At 69.0% G+C, this 17,885-nt stretch carries 15 protein-coding genes; 11 read left to right on the top strand and 4 right to left on the bottom strand.

The window, feature by feature from the left end; translation table 11 throughout:
* Positions 1-354 carry an SCO3933 family regulatory protein gene (locus ACZ7LU_RS37105; RefSeq protein WP_471919265.1) on the bottom strand — a complete coding sequence of 118 codons (354 nt, stop codon included), beginning with the start codon at positions 352-354 and terminating at the stop codon, positions 1-3.
* 153 nt (positions 355-507) lie between these two features.
* Between ACZ7LU_RS37105 and ACZ7LU_RS37100 the strand changes: the two genes are divergently transcribed.
* From ACZ7LU_RS37100 to ACZ7LU_RS37055, 10 genes are all read left to right on the top strand, one after another.
* Positions 508-876, top strand: coding sequence for a winged helix-turn-helix domain-containing protein (locus ACZ7LU_RS37100; protein WP_468715146.1), 369 nt, complete (start codon positions 508-510; stop codon positions 874-876).
* Between the two features lie 234 nt (positions 877-1,110).
* Entirely contained in the window at positions 1,111-2,325 is a 1,215-nt protein-coding gene (locus tag ACZ7LU_RS37095) for a helix-turn-helix domain-containing protein (protein ID WP_471919264.1), read from the top strand.
* A gap of 19 nt (positions 2,326-2,344) precedes the next feature.
* Positions 2,345-2,830, top strand: coding sequence for an NUDIX domain-containing protein (locus ACZ7LU_RS37090; protein WP_468715148.1), 486 nt, complete (start codon positions 2,345-2,347; stop codon positions 2,828-2,830).
* 1,197 nt (positions 2,831-4,027) lie between these two features.
* On the top strand, positions 4,028-4,165 hold the full coding sequence (locus ACZ7LU_RS37085) for a hypothetical protein (protein ID WP_471919263.1): 138 nt from the start codon (positions 4,028-4,030) through the stop codon (positions 4,163-4,165).
* A 192-nt stretch (positions 4,166-4,357) separates the two neighbouring features.
* On the top strand, positions 4,358-5,047 hold the full coding sequence (gene mtrA, locus ACZ7LU_RS37080) for a two-component system response regulator MtrA (RefSeq protein ID WP_189176211.1): 690 nt from the start codon (positions 4,358-4,360) through the stop codon (positions 5,045-5,047).
* A 1-nt stretch (position 5,048) separates the two neighbouring features.
* Positions 5,049-7,292, top strand: coding sequence for an MtrAB system histidine kinase MtrB (gene mtrB / locus ACZ7LU_RS37075; RefSeq protein ID WP_471919262.1), 2,244 nt, complete (start codon positions 5,049-5,051; stop codon positions 7,290-7,292).
* Positions 7,282-9,144, top strand: coding sequence for an LpqB family beta-propeller domain-containing protein (locus tag ACZ7LU_RS37070; protein WP_471919261.1), 1,863 nt, complete (start codon positions 7,282-7,284; stop codon positions 9,142-9,144). Before mtrB ends, ACZ7LU_RS37070 begins: the two co-directional genes overlap by 11 nt.
* Before the next feature lie 114 nt (positions 9,145-9,258).
* A complete protein-coding gene (locus tag ACZ7LU_RS37065; RefSeq protein WP_471919260.1) occupies positions 9,259-10,146 on the top strand; it encodes a ComF family protein in 888 nt (295 codons plus the stop codon).
* Between the two features lie 322 nt (positions 10,147-10,468).
* Positions 10,469-11,161, top strand: a complete 693-nt coding sequence (gene hpf, locus ACZ7LU_RS37060; RefSeq protein ID WP_398298420.1) for a ribosome hibernation-promoting factor, HPF/YfiA family — start codon at positions 10,469-10,471, stop codon at positions 11,159-11,161.
* 194 nt (positions 11,162-11,355) lie between these two features.
* The gene (locus ACZ7LU_RS37055; protein WP_398795889.1) at positions 11,356-12,099 is read left to right on the top strand and encodes a response regulator; all 744 of its coding nucleotides are present in this window, start codon (positions 11,356-11,358) and stop codon (positions 12,097-12,099) included.
* Here ACZ7LU_RS37055 and ACZ7LU_RS37050 read toward each other — a convergent pair.
* Both ACZ7LU_RS37050 and ACZ7LU_RS37045 read right to left on the bottom strand, forming a co-directional pair.
* Complete coding sequence (locus tag ACZ7LU_RS37050) at positions 12,092-13,255, bottom strand: winged helix-turn-helix domain-containing protein (protein WP_471919259.1); 1,164 nt, start codon at positions 13,253-13,255, stop codon at positions 12,092-12,094. The two genes, ACZ7LU_RS37055 and ACZ7LU_RS37050, sit on opposite strands and share 8 nt — an antisense overlap.
* A gap of 73 nt (positions 13,256-13,328) precedes the next feature.
* Positions 13,329-13,901, bottom strand: a complete 573-nt coding sequence (locus ACZ7LU_RS37045; RefSeq protein WP_398298414.1) for a GNAT family N-acetyltransferase — start codon at positions 13,899-13,901, stop codon at positions 13,329-13,331.
* 226 nt (positions 13,902-14,127) lie between these two features.
* Here ACZ7LU_RS37045 and secA point away from each other — a divergent pair, with 226 nt between their 5' ends.
* Positions 14,128-16,965, top strand: a complete 2,838-nt coding sequence (secA, locus tag ACZ7LU_RS37040; protein ID WP_468093107.1) for a preprotein translocase subunit SecA — start codon at positions 14,128-14,130, stop codon at positions 16,963-16,965.
* A 94-nt stretch (positions 16,966-17,059) separates the two neighbouring features.
* On the opposite strand, the gene ACZ7LU_RS37035 is transcribed toward secA, so the two are convergent.
* Positions 17,060-17,518 (bottom strand): Rv3235 family protein, encoded by a 459-nt coding sequence (locus ACZ7LU_RS37035; protein WP_471919258.1) that lies wholly within the window; start codon positions 17,516-17,518, stop codon positions 17,060-17,062.
* Between the last annotated feature and the right edge of the window lie 367 nt (positions 17,519-17,885).

Raw genomic sequence — 17,885 nt, 5'->3', positions numbered from 1 at the left:
TTAGGCAGCCTTCGGCTTCGAGGCGGCAGCCGCCAGGGACGTAACCGCGACCGCGCGGAAAGCGATGCCGTGCCGCTTCTGGCCGTTGAACTCGTTCTCCCACGCCGAGGCCACCAGACCCGTCAGGGCAACCGGCGTGCCCATGGACAGTTCTCCCGTGATGCCCGGCTGCGGAACGGTGACCTTCAGGATCTCCACCTCGTCGTTCACGGAGAACATCACGTCCACGGTCATCAGCGTGACGCCCTCGGCGTCCGTGGCGATCTCACCGGTACGGCGATCCTTCACCTTGGGCTGCGGAGCCTTGGCCACCATCACGGTGGCAGCGGAGGTGTCGACGGGAATCTGACGCATGACTTGTGCTCCTAGATTCGGTCCACTTGACGTACTTGGTACGCCAACCTTGGTTCGAGAGTGCACCTGTCCTACTTGGTATGTCAAGTGGATGGTCTCGACTCGTGTCGGTGCGATGTGCTGCACTTGGTACAACAACCGTGGAGAGGGGCTATGGCCGAGTTCACCGGGCGCGCGGCGTACTTGCAGATCGCCGACGAGTTCAAGGGCAAAATCCGAGACGGGGAACTGGCCCCGGGGGACAAGCTGCCCTCAGAGTCCGAGCTGATGACTCGTCACGGCGTCTCGCGGACCGTCGCACGACAGGCGATCTCTCGTCTGCGTGAGGACGGATACGCAACCTCTCATCAGGGCAAAGGCAGTTTTGCCGCCATGCCCGGCGAGAGTACCGAGACAAAGCGAAGCCCGGAGTTCGAGCAGATCACCAAGTACCTGTCGGAGGTTCGCCGGGATGTGCGTCTGCTCGCCGAGCGGATGGAGCAGCTCGAAGATCTCGTGAAGCAACAGACGCAAGCGAAGTGATCACCGCGTCGGCGCGGGACGTAAGGGCGGTTATCTCGTCGCCAAGTCCCCTGATCTGGTCGATCAGTTCCGTCCGTTCTTGTGGGGTCAGTGCCATCGTGTTCCCCTCGCCGCACGTTCGAGCTAACAGCCCCTCCGGTTGTCAGCAACGCTAGGACCGGAGCGAGGCACCACCCCGGAAAAACTCTCCGGGGTCGCGTGAGGAGACGGGGAGACGCTCTTGCCATGCGAGGAATGACGACGAACCTGACGATCGGCGAACGAGTTGCTTGGTACCGCCGGCGCCGCGGCATCTCCCAGGAAGTCTTGGCTGGACTCGTCGGCCGCACAGTCGACTGGTTGAGCAAGGCCGAGAACAACCGGCTGGAGTTGGACCGGCTGTCGGTCATCAAGTCGCTAGCCGACGCGCTGGACGTGACCCTTGGTGACTTGCTCGCCGAACCCACTCTCATGGACTGGACAGCGGACAGCGGAACCCGAACTGTTCCGGCGCTGCGCTCAGCGCTCATGAACTACCGCCAGCTCACGCCACTCTTGGGGGTGGTCACAGAGGGAGAACCGAGCCCGCTCGACGAACTGCGGGACAATGTCGCGGAGGTGTGGGACGCCTACCAAAACTCGCGGTACGGGTTCGCGACGCGCCGCCTGCCTCTCCTCCTGGCCGACGTGCTTATCGCTGCCCAGGCGTACAGCGGGCAAGAGCGCGAACAGGCACACGAGTTGATGGCGATGACCTACCAGGGCGCCGCTATGGTGTTGACCAAGGTAGGTGAAACAGACCTTGCCTGGATCGCAGCGGACCGTGGCTTGGCCGCGGCACAGCAGTCGGGCAATCAGGTCGTCACAGGCTCGCTCTTCCGATCCGTAGCGCACTGCCTACTGTCCAACGGGCGATTCGACGCAGCCGTCCAGCTCGTCGGCGATGCATCGGAATACCTTCGTCCGGGACTCGAAAATGCTGACCCCGAGTTCTTGTCGATCTACGGAACACTTTTCCTCGCTGGATCGATGGCCGCGGCCCGCGCGGAGGATCGGTCCACAACTCGCGAGTTTCTTGCCGAAGCCGACCGCGCCGCACAGCAGCTCGGACACGACGCCAATCACGTATGGACGGCATTCGGGCCGACCAACGTCGCCATTCACCGTGTGGCCACATCGGCGGAACTCGGAGACATGCAGGTAGCCGTCGACCTCGGGCCACAGATCGATACGAGTGCCTTGCCGACCGAGCGACGAACGCGCCACAACCTTGAGGTGGCCCGCGCTCTCAGCGCACACAACCGCGCCGACGAGGCCCTTTCAATGGTCCTCGAAGCCGAAGGCTGGGCACCGGAACAAGTGCGGAGTCACTACCTCGCCCGAGAGCTTGTGCTCACCTGGGTGCGGAACCAGCGTGGTCGACCGAGTCGGCCCATGGCGGACCTGGCCCATCGACTTCACGTCGTCTGAGGTAGGTACGCTCAATCGCATGGCCTTGAACGAACACGAAGCGAAGATGGCGCATCCGCGAATGGCCGCGGGTGCGCTCTTCTTTGATGCCGCGGGGCGACTTCTCATGGTTGAGCCCACGTACAAGGACTACTGGGACATCCCCGGCGGGTACGTCGAGACGGGGGAGTCGCCCCTTCAGGCGGCGGTCCGCGAGGTGCAAGAAGAGCTCGGAATCTCCGCTCCCCTGGGACGTCTCTTGGCTGTCGACTGGGCGCCCAGCGACACGGAGGGGGACAAAGTCCTGTACCTCTTCGACGGAGGGCAGTTGCCCCCGGAGATCCTTGCAGGGGTGACCTTGCAGGAGGGGGAAATCAAGGGGTACGCGTTCCTCTCGTCCCAAGAGATCAGTGAACGAACCATCCCAAGGCTGGCTCGAAGGCTCATGGCCGCGATCGACGCCCGGTCGGGGGCCACGCCGATCTACCTCGAACATGGTCGTCAGCCCAAGGGCGTAGCCGCGTAGAGCTTGCCGGGAACCACGACCCGCTAGACGCAGCGCGGTAGAACTTTCCCTACTTCATCAAGGCTCGCTGCGCTCGCGGCCGTCCATGGCCAGCCGCGAGCGCCAACCATCCCTTGGCCGGGGCTTTGGCCCCTGGTGATGTGGGTGAGCCCACCGCGTGCCGCCGCCGCGATCCGGCCTTGGAGGGGGAAGACCTCAAGAGCCGTAGGACCTCAAGCGCACGCACGGACACACCCCATCAAGACCACAGACCCGAGCCGTCCCCGAAGGGGATCAATCCAAGGACCGAGGGCCACACATCAGCGGGGCGGCGCCGGTCGGCCGCCGCCCCGCTGCCTCCATGTCTCCGCCACCGGCTGCGCGGCGGCGTCCGCCCGTCACCACCCACAAGCGGCCAAAACCCAGCACCGGGCCATAGGGCACAGGGGAGAGCCGCACAGCAGGTCACAGAAGCTTTGGGTTACCGAATAGGCCGGATCGCGGCGGCGGCACACAGCGGGCTAACCCACCACCCGTGGCCACGACCCCAAGCCAGGATGCTCAACCCCGGAGCCATGGCCGGCCCCCTGCCGCACGCCTCGAAGGCAGCAGGAAGACCGCCCGGCAGCGCACCCGGGCAGGACCCGCACCGCCAGCCGAGCCCGCGGGAGCTTCCAGTGCGCCAGCACGGGATCACCCTGCCGGCCGTGGACCACCATTCGCCGCGGTGGGCAGGAGGTGGGGGAAGGAGAGGTGGGATGGGGGTGGGGAAGGTGGTGGGCTGGGGCGGTCGGCTCCACGGCTTTAGGCAGCCACTTTGGGGCGAGCCTCTAAGATCATGGCCCCGATTCGGACCTTGCGGGCAGGTCCACTGACTGCCCGAATCGCGATGAGCTTAAGGGGCCATGATCACTCGCCCCAAAGCAGCTCCAGCCCAAAGCCGCTCCACCGACCGCGTGGACAGGCTGCGAGCTGTGGAGGGTGCCGTGTTGGCATGCCGGGGGTGGGTGTGGCCGGCAGGCGGTCGGCCGTGGTCGTGGGTCGGCTCAGTGGGGGTGTCTGCCGGTCGGCACCGCTGTCCTGATGCCCAAGGGCAGCACGAACCTGGGAGGGCGCACAAGGTCGTTCAGCCAGTGGGGTGCTCCACCTTGTGCGCCCTCCCAGGACCGTGCCGGGCGAAGCCCATCAGGACAACGGCACCGACCTAGGGAGCACACCATGACCTGCACCAACCCCCAGTGCGACGACGGCATCGTTCCCAACCCGTACGCCGATGACCCCGAGGACGTCACGCTCTGCCCGGACGAGTACCCCGGCTACGACCCGCGCGACTTCCTTGACTACTGCGAGGGCTGAGCACCATGGGCCCCGGTTCCGGCCGGGGCTCACTCTTCCTGCCCGCATGACTAGATCCTCGGGTGGGGAGCTGACATCCGTTACTGACATCAACAGCCACGGACCACCGCAGACAGTAGTGACCTCATACGACTATCGTCACAGGCCAGTGACCTCTCTCACCAGCAGCCCAGTCACTGTTACGAGAATGGGATGATGTCAGGCATGAAGGGACGAGTCCTTGTCGTCGACGACGACACCGCACTGGCCGAGATGCTCGGGATTGTGCTGCGTGGTGAAGGTTTTGAGCCGTCGTTCGTAGCTGATGGCGACAAGGCGCTGGCCGCTTTCAGGGAGGCAAAGCCGGATCTTGTACTGCTCGATTTGATGTTGCCGGGGCGTGATGGCATCGAGGTGTGCCGCCTGATCAGGGCGGAGTCCGGGGTGCCGATCGTCATGCTCACGGCCAAGAGCGACACGGTGGATGTGGTGGTCGGCCTGGAGTCCGGGGCCGACGACTACATCGTCAAGCCGTTCAAGCCGAAGGAGCTCGTGGCCCGGATCCGGGCGCGGCTGCGGAGGTCGGAGGAGCCCGCGCCGGAGCAGCTGGCCATCGGTGACCTGGTCATCGACGTGGCCGGGCACTCCGTGAAGCGGGACGGGCAGTCGATCGCGCTGACGCCGCTGGAGTTCGACCTGCTGGTCGCGCTGGCGCGCAAGCCGTGGCAGGTGTTCACGCGTGAGGTGCTCCTCGAGCAGGTCTGGGGCTACCGGCACGCGGCGGACACCCGTCTGGTGAACGTGCACGTCCAGCGGCTGCGGTCCAAGGTCGAGCGGGATCCCGAGCGGCCGGAGATCGTGGTGACCGTCCGTGGCGTCGGTTACAAGGCCGGACCGAGCTGACGTGACCCGGGACAGTTCCACCTCGGCGCCCGGGGGTCCGGGGGCTCGCTCGGGGCGGACTGGCCCGGCGCGTCGCGCGTCCCGGTTCGGGCGGCTCGTCGACGGCGGGCTGCTGCTGCAGGGCGGGGTGCAGGGCAGCCCTGTGCTCCGGCTCTTCGTGCGCTGGGTGCGCCGTCCGCTGCTGCCCGCCGTGCGGCTGTGGCGGCGCAACATCCAGCTGAAGGTTGTCGTCACGACCCTGCTGATGTCGCTCGGCGTGGTGCTCATGCTCGGCTTCGCCGTCATGAGCTCCGTGAACAACGGCCTGCTCAAGGCCAAGGTGAAGGCGTCGCAGAGCCAGGCCGACGGTGGCTTCCGCGCCGCGCAGGACAGCGTCAACGCGGCGCGGCAGAGCACCGGGCAGGGCCAGGGCCAGGACGGCAGCACGGTTGACGGGCGTAACGCCGCCGTGTGGATGTCCGACCTCGTCGAGCAGCTCTCCAGCGGTGGGCAGAACGCCTTCGCGGTGGTGACGCTGAGCCCCACATCCGCCGGCGACTCCGGCAGTGTGCGCGGGTCGCGGGCCTCGGGCGGCGTGGAGCCGATACTGAGCGTGCCCGAGGAGCTGCGCCGCCAGGTCGACGACGGCACCGGCGTCTACCAGGCCAATACGCGGGTCGTGTACGACGACGGCCGTGAGCCGCAGTCCGCGTTGGTGATCGGCAAGCGGCTGAACGACCTCAACGGCGATCCGTACCAGCTGTACTACCTCTTCCCGCTGACGCAGGAGGAGGAGTCGCTGAACCTGGTGAGGACGACTCTCGCGACCGCCGGGCTCTTCGTCGTGGTGCTCCTGGGCGCCATCGCCTGGCTGGTGGTGCGCCAGGTCGTCACGCCCGTCCGCATGGCCGCGGGCATCGCCGAGCGGCTGTCCGCCGGGCGCCTTCAGGAACGCATGAAGGTCACCGGAGAGGACGACATCGCGCGGCTCGGTGAGGCCTTCAACAAGATGGCGCAGAACCTGCAGCTGAAGATCCAGCAGCTGGAGGAGCTGTCGCGGATGCAGCGGCGGTTCGTGTCCGACGTGTCGCACGAGCTGCGTACGCCGCTGACGACGGTACGGATGGCCGCCGACGTCATCCACGAGGCGCGGGTGGACTTCGATCCGGTGACCGCACGGTCGGCGGAGTTGCTCGCCGACCAGCTGGACCGGTTCGAGTCGCTGCTCGCGGATCTGCTGGAGATCAGCAGGTTCGACGCGGGGGCGGCCGCGCTGGAGGCCGAGGCGATAGATCTCCGTGAGGTCGTCCGCCGGGTCGTCGGCGGCGCGGAGCCGCTCGCCGAGCGCAAGGGCACCCACATACGCGTCGTGGGGGACCAGCAGCCGGTGGTCGCCGAGGCCGACGCGCGGCGGGTGGAGCGCGTGCTGCGCAATCTCGTCGTCAACGCCGTGGAGCACGGTGAGGGCAAGGACGTCGTGGTGCGGCTCGCCGCCGCGGGCGGCGCGGTCGCCGTCGCGGTGCGGGACTACGGAGTGGGACTCAAGCCGGGCGAGGCGACCCGGGTCTTCAGCCGTTTCTGGCGGGCGGACCCGGCACGCGCGCGTACGACGGGTGGTACGGGCCTCGGCCTCTCCATCGCCCTGGAGGACGCGCGGCTGCACGGCGGCTGGTTGCAGGCGTGGGGCGAGCCGGGCGGTGGCTCGCAGTTCAGGCTTACGTTGCCGAGGACGGCGGACGAGCCGTTGCGGGGCTCGCCGATACCGCTGGAGCCCGACGATTCGCGGCGCCACCGCGGGCTGAACGACGCGGGGCTGCCCCTCGGGGGCGGGAACAAGCTGGCCACGGTTCCCGCGCAGTCCTCCGCGCAGTCCTCCGCGCAGGCGTCCTCGGCGACGTCCGAGCGGGTTCCGCCGCCCGTGCCGGCGAAGGGGCCCATAGCGCCGCGGCTGCTGCACACCGGGCCCGTGGACCCGACGGCGTTGCCCGGCAGCGGGGCGCGGGTCGTGGCGCGTCGGCAGATGGATGACGAGCCGCAGGGTGGGGCCGGCGGCCAGAGCGGTCCGAGCGGTCCGAGTGGTGCGGGTGGCGTGAGCGACCCGGGTGGCGTGGGTGGCGCCGGTGACCCGAGCGGCCCGAGTGGCCCGAGCGGTCCAAGTGGCCCGAGTGGTGCACGTGAGGCCAGTGGTGCGAGTGAGTCCAGTCGCCCGAGTGGTGACGGCGCCGGGCAGGCGGACAGGGAAGAGGAGAACACTCGTGGGCGCTGATCCCGACGGGCGCGGCCGCCGTACGGGCCGCAGGCGTCCCCTGCGCACCGGACTCCTGCTGGGCAGCTGCGGCGCACTCCTCGCCGGGTGCGCCTCGATGCCGGACAGCGGGAATCTGAAGTCCGTCGACGCCTCGCAGCGTCCGGACTCGCAGTCGCAGGTCCGTGTCTACGCCATGCCGCCGCGCGAGGGCGCCCGGCCCATCGAGATCGTCCAGGGCTTCCTGGAGGCGCTGACCAGTGATGACCCGCAGTTCGCGATGGCGCGCAAATACCTGACCAAGAAGGCGTCGCGGGAGTGGCACCCGGAGGAGTCCGCGACGGTGCTCGCCGACGGGCCCAACCCCGACGCGGGCAACGCGGGCAACGAGGGTGAGGGCAGCCGCCGCTACTCCCTGACCGGGCACCAGGTCGCGAGGGTCGACGAACAGCATGCCTACCGCCCCGAGGACGGGGCGTACAGCCAGTCCGTGCACCTCAGCCAGAACGGCGGCCCGGGTGGGAACGAGTGGCGCATCGACCAGCCGCCGCCGGGCGTGGTGCTCGGCGAATCGGACTTCCAGCGGATCTACCGGCCCGTCAACAAGTACTACTTCGCCGGGCCCACCGGTGCGGGCGTGAGCGGCCGGACGGGGCTCGTCGCGGACCCCGTCTACATCCGGCAGCGCATAGACCCGCTGACGCAGACGGTGAAGACGCTGCTCAAGGGGCCGACCAACTGGCTGCGCCCGGTGGTGCTCTCGAGCTTCCCCAGCGGCACGGAGCTCAAGGACCCCGAGAAGACGCTGACGCCGGACGACCAGAACAGGCTGACCGTGCAGCTGAACAGCCGCTCGGACGGCGCCGGGCAGACCAAGTGCAAGGAGATGGCGGCGCAACTGCTCTTCACCTTGCAGGACTTGACGCCTTCGGGGGTCGAGCAGGTGACGCTGCAGCGTTCCAACGGCTCGATGCTGTGTGTGCTGAGCCAGGAGCGTGCCGAGACCGTCGCGGCACACCGCAGTGCGGACCGCCCCGACTACCAGTACTTCGTCGACGAGGAGCACCGGCTGGTCCGGATGTCCGCCAACTCCGGGAGCGCGGCGGATCCGGAGCCGGTGACGGGCGTCCTCGGCACCGGCGACCAGCCGTTGCGCTCGGCGGCGGTCTCGCGGGACGAGCAGCGTGCGGCCGGAGTGTCGCTCGACGGCAAGTCGCTGTACACGGGGTCGCTGCTCTCGGACGACCCGCTCGGCAAGGCGGAGCTGCGCAGCAAGGCGAAGTCGGAGGAGGACCGCCTCTCCACGCCCAGTTGGGACGGCCGGGGCAATCTGTGGGTGGCCGACCGTGATCCGAAGAGGCCGCGGCTGCTCTGGCTCGACCAGGGCGTGGGCAAGCCGGTCGAGGTCGAGGTGCCCGCGCTGGACGGGCGCATCCAGGAGGTGCGCGTGTCGGCCGACGGCGTGCGCATCGCCTTCCTCGTGGAGAAGGACGGCAAGCAGTCCCTGTGGATCGGCCGGGCCGAGCGGGGCGTCGGCAAGGGGGAGCGGCCCGAGATCTCCGTCCTCGACCCCACTCCGGCGGCACCGCGGATGGAAGAGGTCACGGCCATGTCGTGGGCGGGCGGGAGCCGCCTCGTGGTGGTCGGCAGGGAGACCGGTGGCGTGCAGCAGATCCGGTACGTCCAGTGCGACGGCTCGGTGCTGCCGGGCACCGCGCTGCCCGGCCTGACCGGCGTCAAGGAGATCGCGGCGTCCGAGGACGAGCGGCAGCCGCTGGTGGCCCACTCGGACGACGGGATCGTGCGGCTGCCGACGGGTTCGCAGTGGCAGACGGTCGTGAAGGAAGGGCTGGCGCCGGTCTATCCGGGCTGACTCGGCTGACCTTGGTGCGGCCCTCGGCGGACGTGTCGTCATCGGCGGGCGGTTGTCCACAGGGGGTTGTCCACAGGGGTGGCCGGGCGGTGGGCGGCTTGGCACAGTGGGGGCATGCGGGGGTGGTGGCAGGACCTCACCGACCTGGTGCTGCCGGCCGAGTGCGGAGGCTGCGGGGAGCCCCGGGCGGCGCTCTGCGACGAGTGCCGTGCCGCCCTGTGCGGGGCCGTGCCGCGCCGGGTGCGGCCTGAGCCTGAGCCGCCCGGGCTGCCCGTGGTGCACGCCGCCGCGCCGTACGAGGACGCCGTCCGGGCCGTGCTGCTCGCGCACAAGGAGCGGGGCGCCCTGGGGCTCGCCGCGCCCCTGGGGGCGGCGCTCGCCGGAGCCGTGTGCGCAGGCCTGCGGGGCCATTCCGAGCGCGAGGCCGTGTGCGGCGGTCTGCCGGGCGAATCCGGGGCCCACGGTGATAGCGGGGCGCGAACGTGGGTAAGCGGCACACAGGATGGTCCACAGGGGCGTGTGATGCTGCCGTTGTCACTCGTGCCTGTGCCGTCCGCGCGGGCCGCTGTGCGGGCCCGCGGGCACGACCCGGTGCGGCGGATCGCCCTTGCCGCGGCGGGTGAGCTGCGGCGGGCGGGAATCCCGGCGCGGGTGCTCGGGGTGCTGCGGCAGCGGCGTGCGGTGGCCGACCAGTCGGGGCTCGACTCCCGGCAGCGGCAGGCCAATCTGGCGGGCGCCCTGGAGGTGACCGCAGGGGGCGGCCGACTGCTGGCGGGCGGTGGCCGGATCGTGGTCGTCGACGACCTGATGACGACCGGTGCCTCATTGGCGGAGGCCGCCCGCGCATTACGTGCCCTGCGCACGGAAGAGAACGCCGGAGCGGAGGGCGTACGAGAACCGGGAACGGGGGTTGTACGAAGGTCGGTATTGGGCTGCGAGAACACGGTCGACGCCGCCGTTGTCGCCGCGTCGCCGGATTCTTTCGAAATAAACCGGAACTGACTGAGAACTTGCATCGTTGCAGGTGATGAGAGGGTCGTTACACCTGAATGGAGGTACGCCGCAGTAGAGGGTGACGACATCCGTCCGGGCGAGATATGTTCGGTTGTGAGGAATGGCGGACGCCGTCCCTCGCATATCGGAATACCGGTCCGTGCTGGTCCGTGGTTTTCGCAATCACCCGGGCCGGTGGGGTGGAGATCTTGCCCACGGGGGAGGAGGAGGTGGAAGTCACCGAGTCCGAGGCCCCGGGAGTCACCGGGGTCTGGTGCAAAAGGGAGATGCTCCGCATCCGAAGCGGAGCGATCCGGGAACGGAGTTCTGCGTGGACATCGTCGTCAAGGGCCGCAAGACCGAGGTGCCCGAGCGGTTCCGCAAGCACGTGGCCGAGAAGCTGAAGCTGGACAAGATCCAGAAGCTCGACGGCAAGGTGATCAGCCTCGACGTCGAGGTGTCCAAGGAAACCAACCCGCGTCAGGCCGACCGTTCCGACCGTGTGGAGATCACGCTCCGCGGGCGTGGACCCGTGATCCGCGCGGAAGCCTCGGCCGCAGATCCGTATGCGGCGCTGGACCTGGCGACGGCCAAGCTCGACGCCAGCCTGCGCAAGCAGCACGAGAAGCGCCACAACCGGCGCGGCAACGGCAGGCTTTCGGCCGCCGAAGTCGCCGAGCGCGTCCCGGACGCGGCGACGCTCAACGGAGACGGCACCCTCGCGCGCGACGAAGAGCCGGACGGCGTACCGGTCAAGAAGATCGGCTCCCTGGAGATCCAGGGTGAAGGTCCCCTCGTGGTCCGCGAGAAGACGCACGTCGCGGCACCCATGTCACTCGACCAGGCGCTCTACGAGATGGAACTGGTCGGACACGACTTCTACCTGTTCGTCGACTCCGAGACCAAGGAACCCAGCGTCGTCTACCGACGGCACGCCTACGACTACGGCGTCATCCGCCTCAACACCGACCCCATGGTGGCCAAGGCGGAGACGGGCGGCGGAGGCGGAGCCCTCGGCGGCTGACGACCGCCCCATGACAGCCGAGGTGGTGCCCCTGGAGCGCCTGTGCGCCCCCAGGGGCACCACCGTGCGCCCAGTGCGCGCACCGCACCGGCGCCGGGCATGAAATCATGGGCGAGCCGGTCAACCGGTGTGCTGCCGCCTGGGGTTGGCGCAGCAGAAGCACAACAGGCCGCGGCCTTCATGGGGGAGGAACGATGGCGGACAGCTTCGGACCGATGCGTCACCAGGGTGCCGGCGACGGCATCGGCATCGGCACGGACGCGGGCGCCCCACGCAAGGAGCCCATCCGGGTCCTTGTGGTGGATGACCACGCCCTCTTCCGCCGCGGCCTGGAGATCGTCCTCGCCGCCGAGGAGGACATCCAGGTCGTCGGAGAGGCGGGCGACGGCGCGGAGGCGGTGGACAAGGCCGCCGATCTGCTGCCCGACATCGTGCTCATGGACGTACGCATGCCGAAGCGGGGCGGCATCGAGGCGTGCACCTCCATCAAGGAGGTGGCGCCCAGCGCCAAGATCATCATGCTGACGATCAGCGACGAGGAAGCCGACCTCTACGACGCCATCAAGGCGGGCGCCACCGGCTATCTCCTCAAGGAGATCTCCACGGACGAGGTGGCGACGGCCATCCGCGCGGTGGCGGACGGGCAGTCGCAGATCAGCCCGTCGATGGCGTCCAAGCTGCTCACCGAGTTCAAGTCGATGATCCAGCGCACCGACGAGCGGCGGCTCGTCCCCGCGCCCCGGCTGACCGACCGGGAGCTCGAAGTGCTCAAGCTCGTCGCCACCGGCATGAACAACCGTGACATCGCCAAGGAGTTGTTCATCTCGGAGAACACCGTGAAGAACCACGTGCGCAACATCCTGGAGAAGCTGCAGCTGCACTCCAGGATGGAGGCCGTGGTCTACGCGATGCGGGAGAAGATCCTCGAGATCAGGTGAGGGCCCGCACCAGCTCGGCGGTGAGCTCGGGGCGGTTCACCCGCTCCACCCGCACCGCGTCGCAGCCGACCCAGGACGCCGCCTCAAGCAGCGCCTGCGCCATCGGGGCCACCGCCTTCGGGGTGTCGAGCGCCACCTGCCTGGCGACCAGGGTGCTGCCCTCGCGCGCGGGGTCGACCCGGCCGAGGAGCCTGCCGCCCGCGAGCAGCGGCATCGCGAAATAGCCGTGGATCCGCTTCGGCTTGGGCACATACGCCTCCAGGCGGTGCGTGAACCCGAAGATCCGCTCGGTGCGCGCCCGCTCCCAGATCAGTGAGTCGAAGGGCGACAGGAGCGTGGTGCGGTGCCGGCCGCGGGGCGTCGTCTCCAGGGCCTTCGGGTCCGCCCAGGCCGGCTTGGCCCAGCCCTGGACCATCACCGGCACCAGGCCCGAGTCCGCGACCACGGCGTCGAACTGCTCGCCCTTGAGCCGGTGGTAGTCGGCGATGTCCGCGCGCGTGCCGACGCCCAGCGCCTCACCGGCCAGCCGGACCAGGCGGCGCAGACACTCCGTGTCGTCCAGGTCGTCGTGGAGCAGGGTGTCCGGGACGGCGCGCTCCGCCAGGTCGTACACCCGCTTCCAGGAGCGGCGCTCGGTGCACACCACCTCGCCGTACATCAGCGCCCGCTCGACGGCGATCTTCGACTCGGACCAGTCCCACCACTCGCCCTTGTTCTTCGCGCCGCCCAACTCCGTGGCGGTGAGCGGGCCTTCGGCGCGGAGCTGCTTGATGACCTGGTCGTACGCCCCGGCGGGCAGGTCGTGGTGCCACTGCGGGCGGGCGCGGTAGGCGCGGCGGCGGAAGGCGAAGTGCGGCCACTCCTCGATGGGGAGGATGCAGGCGGCGTGCGACCAGTACTCGAAAGCGTGCGTGTCCGTCCAGTACGCCGCTTCCACGGTGTCGCGGCCTACGGCGCCCAGGCGTGCGTACGGAATGAGTTCGTGCGAGCGGGCCAGGACCGAGATCGTGTCGAGCTGGACCGCGCCCAGGTGGCGCAGCACGCCCCGGACCCCGGACCTTCGGTCGGGGGCTCCCAGGAAGCCCTGCGCGCGCAGGACCATGCGGCGTGCCTCGTCGGCGGAGAGTTCGATGGCGGGGCTCGGCAGGCTCGTCATGGTCCGAACGATAGGCGGCGGCACTGACATTGGGGCGGGCCCGGTCGGCGCAGGGGCTCTTCGTGGAGGGGCCTCACGCCCTCGCGGGCAGGTACGGGTGCGGTGACGGCATGCCGAGGTCCGAGGGGAGCAGCGAGCCGACCCAGCAGTCACGGAGCGTCTCCTTGTTGAGCATGCCCGCGCGGTGGACGCCCTCCACGGTGAAGCCGGCCTTCTCCACGACCGCCCGCGAGCCGGTGTTGCCGACCTCCGCGCGCCACTCCAGGCGAGTGCACCGCAGGTCCGTGAAGGCCCAGCGGGCGAGGGCGAGCACGGCCTCCCGCATATAGCCGCGGCCCCGGTGCTCCTTGGCCGTCCAGTAGCCGATCTCCCAGGTGCCCGAGCGGGGGTGGTGCAGGCTGGCGGCGGCGAGCAGGGGGCCGCCTTCACGGGGACGTACGGCGAAGGTGTATTCCGTGTCGTTGCGCCAGCCCGCTGGGACCATGGCGTGCACGAAGTCCTCGGCGTCCACGCGCGCGTACGGCGAGGGAATGGTGGTCCAGCGCTGGATGTCCGGGTCCTGGCAGGCCGCGTGGGTCTCGTCGATGTCCTCGGGTGTGAAGACACGCAGGAACAGACGTTCGGTGGTGAGGGTGACGGGCTCCATCAAGCGATGATGAGGGGGCGCCGCCCCGGGAGCCAGTACTTTTCGCCCGCCCTTCGCGATCACCTCTCGCGGGGCACTCGGGGGCGCGACCCGGCACCTTCGGCGCCCCTCGTCCGTTGACCTCATGGCACACCTCCCGGCGCGGCCCGGTCCTCGCATACGATGGCCGGTGCCCGACGAGTAAAACCGACCATGCCAGGCCCGACCGGCAAGGAGACCAACCCCCGTGTCCGTCCTCTCGAAGATCATGCGTGCAGGCGAAGGCAAGATCCTGCGCAAGCTGCACCGCATCGCGGACCAGGTCAACTCCATCGAAGAGGACTTCGTCAGCCTCTCCGACGCCGAGCTGCGCGCGCTGACCCAGGAGTACAAGGAGCGATACGCCGACGGCGAGACGCTCGACGACCTCCTTCCCGAGGCCTTCGCGACGGTCCGCGAGGCCGCCAAGCGCGTCCTGGGCCAGCGCCACTACGACGTCCAGATGATGGGCGGCGCCGCGCTGCACATGGGCTACGTCGCGGAGATGAAGACCGGTGAGGGCAAGACCCTCGTCGGCACCCTGCCCGCTTATCTGAACGCCCTCTCCGGCAAGGGCGTCCACCTGATCACGGTCAACGACTACCTGGCCGAGCGCGACTCCGAGATGATGGGTCGCGTCCACAAGTTCCTGGGCCTGACCGTCGGCTGCATCCTGGCCAACATGACGCCGGCCCAGCGCCGCGAGCAGTACAACTGCGACATCACCTACGGCACGAACAACGAATTCGGCTTCGACTACCTGCGCGACAACATGGCGTGGTCGAAGGACGAGCTGGTGCAGCGCGGCCACAACTTCGCCATCGTCGACGAGGTCGACTCCATCCTCGTCGACGAGGCCCGTACGCCGCTGATCATCTCCGGCCCCGCCGACCAGGCCACCAAGTGGTACGGCGACTTCGCCAAGCTGGTCACGCGCCTCACGAAGGGCGAGCCCGGCAACCAGCTCAAGGGCATCGAGGAGACCGGGGACTACGAGGTCGACGAGAAGAAGCGCACCGTCGCCATCCACGAGTCCGGTGTCGCCAAGGTCGAGGACTGGCTGGGCATCGACAACCTCTACGAGTCGGTGAACACGCCGCTCGTGGGTTATCTGAACAACGCCATCAAGGCCAAGGAACTCTTCAAGAAGGACAAGGACTACGTCGTCATCGACGGCGAAGTCATGATCGTCGACGAGCACACCGGCCGTATCCTCGCCGGCCGCCGCTACAACGAGGGCATGCACCAGGCGATCGAGGCGAAGGAAGGGGTGGACATCAAGGACGAGAACCAGACCCTTGCGACCATCACCCTCCAGAACTTCTTCCGCCTCTACAAGCGCGAGGGCTACGACAGCGGCCTCTCCGGCATGACCGGTACGGCCATGACCGAGGCCGCCGAGTTCCACCAGATCTACAAGCTGGGCGTCGTGCCGATCCCGACGAACCGGCCGATGGTCCGCGCCGACCAGTCCGACCTGATCTACCGCACCGAGGTCGCGAAGTTCGCCGCCGTCGTCGACGACATCGCCGAGAAGCACGAGAAGGGTCAGCCGATCCTGGTCGGCACGACCTCCGTCGAGAAGTCGGAGTACCTCTCCCAGCAGCTGTCCAAGCGCGGCATCCAGCACGAGGTGCTCAACGCCAAGCAGCACGACCGTGAGGCGACCATCGTCGCCCAGGCCGGCCGCAAGGGCGCCGTGACCGTCGCCACGAACATGGCCGGCCGTGGTACGGACATCAAGCTCGGCGGCAACCCCGACGACCTCGCCGAGGCGGAGCTGCGCCAGCGCGGCCTCGACCCCGTCGAGCACGCCGAGGAGTGGGCCGCCGCGCTGCCCGCCGCCATGGAGAAGGCCGAGCGGGCCGTCAAGGCCGAGTTCGAAGAGGTCAAGGAGCTCGGCGGCCTCTACGTGCTGGGCACGGAGCGGCACGAGTCGCGCCGTATCGACAACCAGCTGCGTGGTCGTTCCGGCCGTCAGGGCGACCCCGGCGAGTCCCGCTTCTACCTGTCGCTCGGTGACGACCTGATGCGCCTCTTCAAGGCGCAGATGGTCGAGCGCGTGATGTCCATGGCCAACGTGCCGGACGACGTGCCCATCGAGAACAAGATGGTGACCCGCGCGATCGCCTCCGCGCAGTCCCAGGTCGAGCAGCAGAACTTCGAGACCCGGAAGAACGTCCTCAAGTACGACGAGGTCCTCAACCGGCAGCGCGAGGTCATCTACGGAGAGCGTCGCCGCGTCCTGGAGGGCGAGGATCTGCAGGACCAGATCACGCACTTCATGGACGACACGATCGACGCGTACATCGCCGCCGAGACCGCCGAGGGCTTCGCCGAGGAGTGGGACCTGGACCGGCTGTGGGGCGCCTTCAAGCAGCTCTACCCCGTCAAGGTCACCGTCGAGGAGCTGGAGGAGGCCGCGGGCGACCGCGCGGGCCTCACCGCCGAGTTCATCTCCGAGGCCATCAAGGACGACATCCACGAGCAGTACGCGGCCCGTGAGGCGCAGCTCGGCTCCGACATCATGCGTGAGCTGGAGCGGCGTGTCGTCCTGTCGGTCCTGGACCGCAAGTGGCGCGAGCACCTCTACGAGATGGACTACCTCCAGGAGGGCATCGGCCTCCGTGCCATGGCGCAGAAGGACCCGCTGGTCGAGTACCAGCGCGAGGGCTTCGACATGTTCAACGCCATGATGGACGGCATCAAGGAGGAGTCCGTCGGCTACCTGTTCAACCTGGAGGTCCAGGTCGAGCAGCAGGTCGAGGAAGTCCCCGTCTCGGACGCGGCGCCTTCGCTGACGAAGGACGGCGTGCAGGACGCGGTGCCCGCGGGCGCCGGGACCTCGCGGCCGGAGATCCACGCCAAGGGCCTCGAGGCGCCGCAGCGGCCCGACCGCCTGCACTTCCAGGCGCCGAACGCCGAGGGCGGTGTCGACGAGGGCGACTTCACCACGGACGGCTCCGAGGTGCGGTCCGAGGCGGACGGGATGACCCGTGCGGAGCGGCGCAAGGCCCAGAAGGGCGGGCGGCGGCGCAAGAAGTAGGCCGCGGCAGCGTTTGTTGCTTTGAGTGGTGGCGTGAGGGGCCGGGCTTCTGTCCGGCCCCTTCGTCGTGGGCGGGGAGAGGGGGAGGCGCGTCTCAGGGGCGTGGGTCTGTTTCGACTGCCGTGCAGCGCCACCTTCGGTCCGCTCCCAGCGTCAGGCGGAACGCCAGCGCGCGCAGCCTCGGGCCCGTCGCGACGCGGGCGAAGACCTCGTACGTCTCGGGGTGCGGCTGGTAGTGGCCGATCCGGTGGATCGTGGGGCGGTGGCCGCCCGCGCAGAGCGGCCTGAGCTCCGCCAGGTGGGCCAGGTCGTCGAAGGCCGTGTTGGCGATGTGCCGGGCCACCCAGTGCATCGGGCGCTGGCCGCTGAGGACCAGGAGCAGGCGTTCCGCGAAGACTTCGGTGGGGTGCGGGGGTGGCTGGGCGGGGATCGTGCCGGGCGGGCGTTCGCGGTTCGAGGGACGGCGGGAGTCCCTCCGGGTCGGCGGGCGGCCCGTGGGCGGGCGGCTCGCGGGTGGCCGGGTGGCTGCCGGGCGGGGGCGAGGCCTCGTCATCACCTTGTGCATGGGGTGCCTCTCTTGTTCGCCTGAGGGTGCGTGCGGGGGTCCGGCTCGTGCTCGGTACCGGGGAGTAACTTCCTGGTGGGGATCTTGTACGGGGGCGGAGGCGGGCGGGGCAAGAGGGCTGAGGGGGTGCGGGGGGTCGCTCTCGGGTTCACCTATCAGGGGGGGGCGGGGGCTCGGGAGCGGTGGGGCGGCGGGGGTGTGGTGGGTGAGATGTCGTACGGGTGTTGACCGCTGTGGGGGTCGTGGGGGGAGCTCGATGGGGGACTCCCGCACGTATATGAGGGGCTCCCGCACGTATCCTGAAGGTCTCTCCACGACCACGAAGTCCGCGTGCCGCGGACACGGATGAAAGCGG

It is taken from the genome of Streptomyces sp. NPDC039462, assembly GCF_055639375.1.
The sequence above is the reverse complement of the archived record's forward strand: the minus strand, read 5'-3'. Positions and strand labels throughout refer to the sequence as shown.